Origin of the sequence: Labrenzia sp. 011 (genome assembly GCF_003075075.1) — a bacterium.
Taxonomy (GTDB): Bacteria; Pseudomonadota; Alphaproteobacteria; order Rhizobiales; family Stappiaceae; genus Roseibium.
Genome location: NZ_QCYM01000024.1, coordinates 51,104 through 62,627, shown reverse-complemented (window position 1 = coordinate 62,627; position 11,524 = coordinate 51,104). Strand labels below are relative to the sequence as shown.

At 61.3% G+C, this 11,524-nt stretch carries 8 protein-coding genes; 3 read left to right on the top strand and 5 right to left on the bottom strand.

Features of this window, described 5'->3' with window-relative positions:
- Positions 1–555 precede the first annotated feature (555 nt).
- Genes DCO57_RS19610 through DCO57_RS19600 form a run of 3 tightly spaced genes read right to left on the bottom strand, consistent with a single transcriptional unit; the run spans position 556 to position 5,285 of the window.
- The gene (locus DCO57_RS19610) at positions 556–1,728 is read right to left on the bottom strand and encodes an osmoprotectant NAGGN system M42 family peptidase (RefSeq protein ID WP_116700604.1); all 1,173 of its coding nucleotides are present in this window, start codon (positions 1,726–1,728) and stop codon (positions 556–558) included.
- Positions 1,725–3,506, bottom strand: a complete 1,782-nt coding sequence (gene ngg, locus DCO57_RS19605; RefSeq protein WP_116700603.1) for an N-acetylglutaminylglutamine synthetase — start codon at positions 3,504–3,506, stop codon at positions 1,725–1,727. The genes DCO57_RS19610 and ngg overlap by 4 nt, the downstream gene beginning before the upstream one ends.
- 3 nt (positions 3,507–3,509) lie before the next feature.
- Positions 3,510–5,285: an N-acetylglutaminylglutamine amidotransferase gene (locus DCO57_RS19600; protein ID WP_116700602.1), complete on the bottom strand. Its 1,776-nt coding sequence runs from the start codon at positions 5,283–5,285 to the stop codon at positions 3,510–3,512.
- Positions 5,286–5,368: 83 nt separating this feature from the next.
- Here DCO57_RS19600 and DCO57_RS19595 point away from each other — a divergent pair, with 83 nt between their 5' ends.
- The gene (locus tag DCO57_RS19595) at positions 5,369–5,845 is read left to right on the top strand and encodes a MarR family transcriptional regulator (protein ID WP_116700601.1); all 477 of its coding nucleotides are present in this window, start codon (positions 5,369–5,371) and stop codon (positions 5,843–5,845) included.
- Positions 5,846–5,940: 95 nt separating this feature from the next.
- Here DCO57_RS19595 and DCO57_RS19590 read toward each other — a convergent pair whose 3' ends face one another.
- On the bottom strand, positions 5,941–8,064 hold the full coding sequence (locus DCO57_RS19590; RefSeq protein ID WP_116700600.1) for an EAL domain-containing protein: 2,124 nt from the start codon (positions 8,062–8,064) through the stop codon (positions 5,941–5,943).
- Between the two features lie 530 nt (positions 8,065–8,594).
- On the opposite strand from DCO57_RS19590, the gene DCO57_RS19585 reads away from it, so the two are divergent.
- Both DCO57_RS19585 and sfsA read left to right on the top strand, forming a co-directional pair.
- Entirely contained in the window at positions 8,595–10,019 is a 1,425-nt protein-coding gene (locus DCO57_RS19585; RefSeq protein WP_116700599.1) for a TrkH family potassium uptake protein, read from the top strand.
- Between the two features lie 42 nt (positions 10,020–10,061).
- A complete protein-coding gene (gene sfsA / locus DCO57_RS19580; protein ID WP_116700598.1) occupies positions 10,062–10,766 on the top strand; it encodes a DNA/RNA nuclease SfsA in 705 nt (234 codons plus the stop codon).
- 26 nt (positions 10,767–10,792) lie between these two features.
- On the opposite strand, the gene DCO57_RS19575 is transcribed toward sfsA, so the two are convergent.
- Entirely contained in the window at positions 10,793–11,458 is a 666-nt protein-coding gene (locus DCO57_RS19575) for a L,D-transpeptidase (protein ID WP_205756223.1), read from the bottom strand.
- Positions 11,459–11,524: the final 66 nt, after the last annotated feature.

Sequence of the window (11,524 nt, the reverse complement as noted above, 5' to 3'; positions counted from 1 at the left end):
AAGAGACGCTCCATGTACCGTGCAGATCCATTCCGGCCATTGTTGCCGGTGAAACTGCTGTTTGTGGGCGCCGGTCTCCAGAGCGAGTCCGGTCTGGTGGCGTTTTGAGGGGCATGCGTTGTCGTGACCGTGTGAATCCGCTCCTCACATCTCAGAGCCTTGCGTTTTGTGACAGGGGCGGTTTCCCGGCCACGCAGCAGGGCGTGGCCGAACAGTCCGCACTGGAGTTTCCCTCCTGTCGGGCAAAATCCGGCACGAGATTACCGGCACTGGTGAGAAAGAGCCGGTTTTCATCTTCAACTATGAGTTCACACCCTAGCGAAGATCTTCATCGTGGTCAGTCTTATGTAGGAGAAACACCGTTGCCCAGCCTGTGACACCCGGCACAGTGGAAACGGTCCGGTGAACGATCCCGGAACTGTCGCGCAGTTCGTTCGCTCTGGCTGGCTGAACATTGTGTTGCGGCCTGAGATCGAATCCGGAGCGTTCACAACGCTCGCGACAGTTCGGGTCGGTTTTTAGTTTGGTCGTTTGACCCCAGATCCGGTGACGCTTTTATTCGGCGGCCGGTTCCGGTACGGGGACGTCGATCTCGGGTTTGAGATCCTGATCGGCGTCTGCGGTCGGCTGGCGGGTGAAGCCCTTGAGGTCCGAGAATTCACGGGCGTCACGCTGGATCTCGACCGGGCTGATCGCGTAACCGGTGGCGAGTTCCGCAAGGGACCGCAAGGCATGCATGTGGATGCGCTCGTAGCCGTGGCTGGCGTCCACGCCGAAGGTGATCAGGGCGGTGCGCACATCGGCGCCGGCCTCGATCGCGGTGGCGGCATCGGAGCGGTAATAGCGGAAGACATCCTTCTGGTGCTTGATGTCGTTGTCGCGGCACAGCTGGACCATTTTCCGCGTCAGATGGTAGTCGAAGGGACCTGTCTGGTCGGCCATGGCAATGGTGACACCGAATTCGTCGGAATTCTGGCCGGGGGCCGTGGTGCCGTTGTCGATGGCAACCAGGGAGGCGATGTCCGGGGTCAGGATCGATTGTGCGCCATGGCCGGTTTCCTCGGCAATGGTGAACAGCCAGAACACGTCGACAGTCGGCTTGATATCCGATTCCACAAGCGCCTTTATGGCCGCCAGCATGACCGCGACCCCGGCCTTGTTGTCCAGATGCCGGGACACGATAAAGCCGTTGTCGAGAAATTCCGGCAGCGGATCGATGGCGACGAAATCGCCGACATCGAACCCGAGCCGGTACAGGTCGGCACCCGACTTGGAATAGGCATCGACCCGGAGTTCGACATAGTCCCAGCCGATGGGCATTTCATCGATGCCCTTGTTGAAGGTATGGCCCGACGCCTTCAGCGGCAGGATCGTGCCGGTATAGGCGCCGCTTTCCGAAAAGACCGTCGCCCGGGCGCCTTCGGCAAAGCGCGCGGACCAGTGGCCGATGGGCACGAGTTCCAGACGTCCGTTGTCCTTCAGGGACTTGACCTGCGCCCCGAGGGTGTCGAGATGCGAAACAAAGGCCCGGGCGGGCTTGTGCTTCTTGCCCGGAATCATGGCGCGCATGCCGCCCCGGCGGGTGATCTCGTAGAAGACCCCGAGGGACTGGAGTTCCTTCGACACATGCCGGACGATTTCGTCGGTGTACCCGGTCGGGCTCGGAATTTTCAGCAGGTCCTGCAGTTTTTTCGCCAGATAGGAAATGTCGATATTCAGAAGTGTCATGTCCCGGCCCGGTTCATGGTGGTCCTGACCGGCTGCGGCACGGACAGGGGAAACAGAAAATCAACGAAACGCTCGGCGGTCGGCTGCGGCTCGTGATTGGCAAGTCCGGGCCGCTCGTTGGCTTCGATGAATCGATAGTCCGGTTGTCGCGGGTCCGAGACCATCAAGTCAATGCCCGTAACCGGAATTTCAATGGCGCGGGCGGCCTTGACCGCTGCGTCGACGAGCGTGTGATGGGTTTCGCCGGTCACATCGTGAATGGTGCCGCCGGTATGCAGGTTGGCCGTGCGCCTGACGGCAAGTCTGTTTCCTTCCGGCAGAACGTCTTCCAGATCGTAACCCTTCGCTTTGAGGCAGCGTTCGACTTCGTCGTCGATGAGGATCCTGGATTCGCCGCCTGTCGCGTTGGATCTCCGGCGGGACTGGATGGCGATCAGCTCCCGGATGGTTGCCCGTCCGTTGCCGGTCACTTCCGCCGGCTTGCGCAATGCGGCCGCGACCACCTTGTAGTCGATGACCACGAGGCGCAGGTCCAGGCCGGAGACGAATTCCTCGATCAGGACGTCATTGGAAAATGTCTTGGCGACATCGATCGCGGCCATGACGTCTTCGGGGCTGGTGAGGCCGATGGCGATTCCCTTGCCCTGCTCTCCGCGGGCAGGCTTGACCACGACGGAGCCGTGCTCCTGCAGAAAGGCCGCGTTTTCGTCGGCGGACCCCGCCAGAACCTGGGCGGGCACCTCTACTCCCGCCCGCTTGACGATGCGGCGTGTCGTGGCCTTGTCGTCGCACAGCGACATGGCGACCGCGCTGGTGAATTCGCTCAGGGATTCCCGGCAGGCCACGGATCGCCCGCCGTAGGAAAGACGGAAGAAGCCCCCGGCGGCGTCGATGATCTCTGTCTGGATGCCGCGCCGCCTGGCCTCGTTGATGATGATCGTGGCATAGGGATTGAGCTTGTCTTCAAGCGCGGGGCCGGCGAAGAGGGCCTCGTTTATGGTGTTCTTGCGCTTGACGGTGAAGAACGGAACCCGCTCGAAACCGAGCTTTTCGTACAGGCCGATGGCCAGGTCGTTGTCATGCAGCACGGACAGGTCGAGATGTGGCGTTCCTCTGCCCTTGAAGACTTCCGCAATACGCCGGACGAGCGCTTCGCCGACGCCGGGAAATCTGGCCTGCGGGGATACGGCAAGGCACCAGAGCGAACAGCCCTGTATCGCGTCGTCGGTTGCCCTGCCATGATCGACCCCCATGGCGGTTCCGACGATCATGCCGGTTTCATCCTCTTCGGCAACCAGCACGGTGATGGTTCTGGGGTCGAGGTCCGACCAGAAGAATTCCGGCGGAACGGGAACCATGCCCCTGCTGATGTAAAGCTCGTTTATGGCTTCCGCGTCACTGCGCGAGGACAGGCGCCGGACGGTAAAGCCCTTGCGCCGGTTGCGGGCAGGGCGGTAGGTCGCCAGATCCAGGCGGAATGTGTGGGAGGGATCGAGAAACAGTTCCTGCGGAGCGCTTCCCACCAGCACATGCGGATCGCGCACGTAAAAGGCGATGTCGCGCCGGTCGGGCCGCTCGTTGCGCAGCACCTCCACGAGCTTGTCCGTCTCATGATAGGTGTTGGCGAAGACAAGGCGGCCCCAGCCGCAATTGATATAGCGGTCTTTCTGGACCTCGGTTTCCTCCAGACGGAACTCCGGCTTCAACCCGTGTTCGCGCATGCGCTTCAGGCGGTGGTCGAATGCGCCCTTCGGCCGCGAGGGTTCATGTTCTGCCACTGATCAGACCTCCTGTGTCTGCAGCCACATTTCCAGCAGGGCAACTTGCCAGAGCTCCGAGCCGCGCAGCGGCGTGATGTATTTCGTCGGATCGGCGTAGAGCTTCTCCAGGTAATCGTTGTTGAAAAGGCCGCGTTCCCTGGCCGCCTGACTGGAGAGGGTATCACGCACCATGTCCAGATAGTCCCCCTGAATATACTTGAGGGCTGGCACCGGGAAATAGCCCTTCGGCCGATCAATCACCGCACTGGGAACCACCTGGCGGGCGGCGTCCTTCAGGACACCCTTGCCGTCCTGGGCCAGCTTGAAGCGGGCCGGGATCCGGCCGGCGAGCTCGACCAGTTCATGGTCGAGGAAGGGCACACGTGCTTCAAGCCCCCAGGCCATGGAGTGGCTGTCGACGCGTTTCACCGGATCGTCGACAAGCATCACGTTGGTGTCGAGGCGCAGGGCCTTGTCGACGGGGTCTTCGGCGCCGGGGCGGGCGAAATGCGCTTCGACGAAGGCGAGGCTTTCGTCCCTGTCGCACTGATAATCGGGAGAGACGGCCTCGCGCATCTGCGCCTGCGTGCGGTCGAAGAAGGCGCTAGCGTAGTCCTGTACGGGATGGTTCGACCCGGTCAGTTTCGGATACCAGTGGTAGCCGGCAAAGACCTCGTCCGCTCCCTGACCGGACTGGACCACCTTGATATGCCGGGAGACCTCCCGCGACAGCAGGTAGAAGCCGATATTGTCATAGGACACCATCGGTTCCGCCATGGCGCTGATCGCACCCGGAAGATTTTTCTGAAGTTCCGAGGACGGAATGAAGATCTGGTGGTGGTTGGTGCCGTAGTGTTCGGCGATCAGATCGGAATACTGGAATTCGTCGCCTTTCTCGCCATGAGCTTCCTCGAAGCCGATGGAGAAGGTGGCAAGGTCCTTCTGGCCTTCCTCGGCCAGAAGGCCGACGATCAGGCTGGAGTCCACGCCGCCGGACAGCAGGACGCCGACGGGAACGTCGGCAACCATGCGGCGGCGGACGGCCTTGCGCAGGCCTTCCAGAACCATGTCACGCCACTCCTCGGCGCTACGGGCCAGGTCTTCGGCCGATTTTTCAAACCCCGGTTCCCAGTAGGTCAGGTCCCGGGTGCTGCCGTCCGCTTCAATGGTGCGCAGCGTGGCGGCGGGCAATTTGCGCACGCCGTTGAGAATCGTCCGGGGGGCGGGAACCACCGCGTGCCAGCTCATGTAGTGGTGCAGGGCGACACGGTCGATGGACTTGTCGATGCTGCCGCCGGCCAGAAGGGCAGGCAGGGAAGAGGCAAAGGCGAGCTTGCCGTCGGATTCGCTGTAATAAAGCGGCTTGATGCCGAACCGGTCCCGGGCGAGGTGGACACGGCCGCTGTCATGTTCGTGAATGGCCACCGCAAACATGCCGTGGAAACGGGAAAAACAGTCTTCGCCCCATTCCTTCCAGGCCTTCAGGATGACCTCGGTGTCGCTTGTGGAGAAGAAGACATGGCCCTTCGCGCTCAGCTCGGCGCGCAGTTCCTGGTAGTTGTAGATGCAGCCGTTGAAGACGAGCGACAGGCCGAGAGCCGGGTCTGTCATGGGCTGGGCGCCGCGGTCGCTCAGATCGATGATTTTCAGGCGCCGGTGTCCGAAGGCGACCCGGCCACGCTGGGTCACCCCCATTCCGTCGGGGCCGCGCGCCTCCATTGCATCCGCCATCCGGCGAACCCGACTGACGTCGGCCTGATCGTTCCTGAAAACCACTTCGCCGCAAATGCCGCACATATTGACAAGTCTCTCCGTTCCTGAAAACACGGGCACTATATAGAGCTCTAATTATTAGAGTTCAAATTAATAGAGGTGTAACGATGCAGCCGGTGCAATCGTCGCAAGTGATCAAGGCCATCCGCAGGATCGTGCGCGCCATCGATTTGCGGTCGCGGGAAGTGTCCCGGACGACCGGGCTCACCATCCCGCAAATCATTGTTTTGCAAGGCGTTCGGGATCTGGGGGAAGTGACGACAAAGGCCCTTTCCGAAAACGCCGACCTGAGCTCCGCGACGGTCGTGACCATATTGGACAAGCTGGAGGAAAAGGGGCTGGTCGAACGCTACAGGTCGGTTTCCGACCGGCGAATCGTGCACGCGAAACTGACCGCGAAAGGCAGGGAAACCGCCTCCGGTCTCCCCGGCCTGCTCCATGAGGAATTCGAGAAGAAGTTCGCCGGTCTGGAAAACGACGAGCGGCGGCAGCTGGTCGATGCGATCGAACAGATCGCCGAGATGATGAATGCACACAAGCTGGACGCGGCTCCCATTCTGATGACAGGCAAGTTGCGCGATTGAGGACGGCCGGGAGCCGGAGCCTCTCGGTTTGCGATGTGCCAGGGAACAACGCCTCCATTATCCTCAGGACCTTGCACCGGGCCCGATCCGTGTGGTCAGGCCCGTTTCTTTTCCATCGTGGCAGACCGCGCCGGTCTGGACTTCCGGAAGGCATCAATACACTCTCGGACGTCCTGGGCGGCCACGGCGGGTGAGCAGAAAAACCCCTGCATGCCGTCGCAGCCATGGGCGGCCGTCAGTGCATATTCGCCGGGCGTTTCCGCACCTTCCGCGATCACGCGCAGCCCAAGGCTGCGCCCCAGACCCACAATGGCCTGAAACAGCTGTTCCTTCTGCGGGTCCCTGTCGGCGCCGGCGAGGAAGGCGCGGTCGATCTTCAGCTCCTGGAACGGCAGCCGGTGCAGATAGATGAGCGAGGAATATCCGGAACCGAAATCGTCCAGCGAAAGCTGCACGCCGATCTGCTGAAGTTCGGAAAGGATATCGAGAACCATCTGCTCGCCCGTATCGACGAAGACGTTTTCGGTCAGTTCGAGACACAGCATCTGGGCGGGCAGCCGGTGGGCGGCGAGCATCTGCCTGACAGTCGCCGCAAAACTGGGCTGACGGAATTGCAGGGGAGAGACATTCACGGAAACCTGACCGAACTCGAAGCCGGCCTGTTGCCATTCGGCGGCCTGTTTGCAGGCGCGTTCGAGGACATATTGTCCGAGTTCCAGAATGAGCCCCGTCTTTTCCGCAATGGGTATGAATTCCGCCGGCGGGATATGACCGCGTTTTTCATTCGGCCAGCGGATCAGGGCTTCCAGCCCGACGAGGCGGTCGTCTGCAGGGCAGATCTGCGGCTGGTAGTGAAGCTCGAGCTGTCCGGTCTTGAGCGCGGTCCGCAGCAGCGTTTCCAGCAACATGTCCGTCTGGACGCGTTCGTTGAGCGGGGCTGAGAAGAAAATATGCCTTGCGCTTTTGCTCTCCTTGGCGGCCCGGAGCGCGAGCCCTGCGACCCGATGAGCGGTTTCCGCGTCATGGGCGTCCTGAGGCAGCAGGGCGATGCCGATGCTCGGCTCCACGCGAATTTCCCCTTCTTCCATATGGAAGGGAACGGACAGCAATTCGATTGCCTGGATTGCATAGTCTTCGGCAATGGCGCCCTGGGCGTCGAAAGGCAGGAGAATGCAGAAATCGTCTGCCGAAATACGGGCAATCTGCGCGCTGGGGCCGAAGATCTTGGCAAGACGGGCATAGGCCTGCAGTAGAACACGGTTGCCGACCTGTTGACCGAAGGTGTCGTTGATCTTGGCAAAGCCGTTGAAGTCGAGATGAATCAGGGAAGCACGAAACGTCCCGTCCTTTGCCCGTTTCAGGGCCTTGTTGAGATCCGAGAAGTAGCGGGCTCGGTTGCCGGCGGTCGTGACCGGGTCTGTATAGGCGAGCTTCTGCAACTTGTCCTGCAGGTCGGTGACCCGCTCAAGGCCATGCGCAAGATCGCCGATTTCATCCTGCCTGTCCGTGAAAGGGATCTCCCGGGGCTGTGTTCCCGCTGCAAGTTCGTCCGCTGTTCTGGCAAGACGGCGCAAAGGACGCAGCTCGAAGCGCAGGAAGATGCCGCCCATCAGGATGACGCCCATCAGAATCACGATTGCGGCTGACGCGATTCTGGTCTTGAGGCGGGTTTCGGCGGTCGACAGATCGTCCACCCAGCCGACATCGACCGCAAGGGCGCCCGCAACCTTGCCGTTTTCCGTCAGGATCGGCGTCAGATAGGCCAACCTGAAGCGGCCCATCAGCGGCACTTCACCAATGAAGGGTTGTCCCGCGGCGAGGCTGGTATAGGCGGGATGGCCTTCCCGGATTGAAAATGCCGCCGGAGGACTTCCGTCGGGGGGCTTGAAGGTCGTGACGAACCGGTCGAAGGAGGCAGTCTGCGGAGCCCATGCGAACAGATTGGCCGCACCCTGATTGGTCCGGCCGATGGCGTCCACAAGCTGTTCGAGCTTTGCGTTCTTCACCAGCGGCGAGCCGTCGATGGCGGTCATGCGCAGAGAGACGGGATTGTCCGTGTCGTCGAACTCGGGTTCAAAAAACCTGTCCGTGCCGAAACACAGGATCGCCACGGCTGCCCTGGCGGCGCGATCGATGCGGATGGATGCGTTGTCTTCGGTGGTCCTTGAAAGCTCAAAGTAGCTCAGGCCGGAAATCAGACCGATGCTGCAAAGCACCATGACAACCAGGATGACGCTAATCCGATAAACAAGCGAATGTGGGCCGAGCCTCTTTATCTCACTGCTTCCTTGCCAATTTCTCGTATTAAGAGCTTATCTGAATGCGGGCACGTTAAAGTAAAATTCATTCGCTACGAAACTCTGAAGAATGACTCTGAAAATGAATCAAAGTGTCCAAAACCGAAGGAATGGGCTTTCGTGCGGTGAAAATTACGCTGTTCAGTGAAAATAATCGTGAAAACAGATACATGTGTGATGCGGCTTTCGGCGTGGCTCGGCGAATTTCCCGCTTCCGGGAGCGCGCGGACGCTTCTTTGGGGGTAGGCTTCACCCGCCCCATTGGAAAATTATCCGAAAGAGGCTAGGACGGGGAGCCATTGCGTCCTCGTTCGCGGAACCGTTCGGGCTCGGGATTCGGGTTTCCGCGGAACCGGGGCATGGATCAACGGCATTGTGCGGGACGTTTTGGACCAGAGGCTTCGGTCACAGGTTTTCGGGAAGAACATTACTTGATTTCTCTCAGACCAGTTTTGAACGTTCTCGGCTTCCTGTATGTCGGCCTTGCCACCGCCATGCTCATTCCGGCCATTGTCGACGTGGCCCAGAAGAATGCCGACTGGCAGGCCTTCGTGTTTTCCGCGCTGCTGACCGGGATGGTCGGCATGCTGCTGTCGCTGGCGGTTGGCGGCTCGTTGCTGGAAGGGCTGGATACCCGCCAGACCTTCATCCTGACGACGCTGGCCTGGGCCACGCTTCCGGCGTTCGGGGCGCTGCCGTTCCTCTGGCTTGGCATCGATTACGCGGACGCGGTTTTTGAAGCGGTGTCCGGCTTCACCACCACGGGGGCGACCGTGCTGACCGGACTGGACGGCCTGCCACCGGGCCTCCTGGTCTGGCGTTCGATCATGCAATGGATGGGCGGGGTGGGGATCATCGTCATGGCGATCGTGCTGCTTCCATTTCTCAGAATCGGCGGAATGCAACTGTTCCAGAGCGAGAATTCCGACCGGTCTGAGAAGATCGTCAGCCGCTCCGTCGAACTCATCCGCCTGCTCGGGCTCGCCTATGTGTTCCTGACCGTCCTGTGCATCGCCTCCTATCTGGCAACCGGCATGGATCTGTTCGACGCGTTCAATCATGCCCTGACCACGATTTCGACCGGCGGGTATTCGACCCATGATGCGTCCTTCGGCTATTTCACCAATCCCGCATCGGGCTGGGTGGCGGTCTTCTTCATGATCGTCGGTTCCCTGCCGTTCGTGCTGCTCATCCAGGCTCTGCGCGGGCATCCGCTGCTGTTGTGGCGCGACCCGCAGGTGAAGGCGCTTCTGGGGTTCCTGGCGCTGGTGTCCCTGACGATGACCGTCTATCTGGGCATCAACATGCGCTTTCCCTTTGACGACGCCTTGCTGCGGGCAACCTTCAACGTGGTGTCCATCGTCACGGGGACCGGCTACGCGCTGGGCGATTTCACGCAATGGGGGCCGCCCGTTGTCGGCGTTGCCTTTCTCCTGATGTTCGTCGGCGGCTGCACCGGTTCGACAACGGGCGGGATCAAGATGTTCCGCTTTCTGGTGTTTTTCGGAACCGTTCGCGCCCACCTGCGCCGGATGGTGCGGCCGCACCGGGTCATGTCGGAGGAATATGCCGGCACGCGGCTGACGCAGGAACTGTCGTTCTCGGTTCTGGCCTTCCTTGTGGTCTACATGGGCTCGGTGGGCGTCGTCACGGTTGCCCTGTCCTTTTTCGATCTGGATCTCGTGACCGCTGTATCGGCGGCGGCCACGTCGATCGGCAATGTGGGGCCCGGTCTTGGTCCGGTCATCGGACCGGGCGGCCATTTCGCACCGCTTCCGGATGGCGCCAAGTGGCTGCTGTCCTTCGCCATGCTGGTGGGGCGCCTGGAACTCTTCACCGTGCTGGTGCTCCTTGATCCGGATTTCTGGTCGAAATAGGGTCGCGGACCCAGTCCGATTCGCGCTTGCAAGAGGCTCAAGATGAAATTTCCGGAACCCCTGGTCAGCGGCCGTCTCGTCAAGCGTTACAAGCGGTTTCTCGCCGATGTTGTCCTGGATGGGGAGGGCACGGAGATCACCGCCCATTGCGCCAATCCGGGGTCCATGCTCGGCCTGAAGGAGCCCGGCTCGCGGGTGTGGCTGTCGCGATCCGACAATCCGAAACGCAAGCTGAAATATTCCTGGGAAGTGATGGAGGCCGACGGGGCACTGGTTGGGATCAATACAGCGCATCCCAACAGGCTGGTCGAGGAGGCGCTGGAAGCCGGGCGCATCGACGAACTGTCCGGATTTCAGACCCTCCGCCGGGAGGTGAAATACGGCAAGAACTCGCGGATCGACATCCTGCTGGAAAGCGGGAGCGGTGCGAAGACCTACGTCGAGGTGAAAAACGTTCACCTCATGCGCCAGCCCGGGCTGGCGGAGTTTCCCGACAGCGTGACGGCCCGCGGGGCAAAGCATCTGGCCGAGCTCTCCGACATGGTCCGCGAAGGACACAGGGCGGCCATGGTCTTTCTCGTTCAGCGGCCCGATTGCGATACGCTCAGCCTGGCTGCGGATCTGGACCCGGCCTATGCGGCGGCCTTCGAAAGCGCGAGGGCGGCCGGCGTCGAGGCATATGCCATTGGCTGCGATGTCAGGCTCGACGGCATCGACGCGATCAGGCCGGTCAGAATTTCAATCTGACCTGCGGCCGGCCGTGAAAGGCAGGCTCAGGCCTGCCGCACCACGATCGGCGTGCCGTTGGGGACCCGGTTGTAAAGATCGATGACATCCTGATGGAGCATGCGGACACAGCCTGAAGACACGGCCTTGCCGATGGACCAGTATTCGGAGGTCCCGTGCAAGCGGTAGAGCGTGTCCCGGCCGCCTTCGAAGATGTAGAGTGCGCGCGCGCCGAGGGGATTGTCCAGGCCGGGCGGCATGCCGTTCCGGTATTTCTCGAGTTCCGGCTCACGGGCGATCATCTCCGCCGGCGGGGTCCAGGTCGGCCATTCCTTCTTGTACTGAATGCGTGCCCGGCCGCCCCATTCGAAGCCGGCCCGACCGATGCCGACGCCATAGCGCATGGCCTTGCCGTTTTCCATCGTCAGATAGAGATAGCGGTTCGGCGTATCGACGATGATCGTTCCTATTGCCTCGGGAGAGCTGTAGTCCACCATCCGGCGGTAATAGCCCGGGTCGATTTTGGTCAGGTCGACGGCGGGGATGGGAAAGCGTTCTTCCGGCATGGCCCGGTACATCTGCAGATATTCGGGCGAGATCCGCCGGCCCTTGTATGTGGGACCGGCCGGTTGCGGCACTGGCTGGCGTGTGGACACGCACCCGGAGGCAAGCGCGGCAGCGGCGGAGGCAATAAACAGGCGTCGGTTCAGCATTCCTGGTTCCGTAATATTCTGTGATGGGCGTCTGGAACGTGTCTTCATGAACTGGAAACGCGCGGC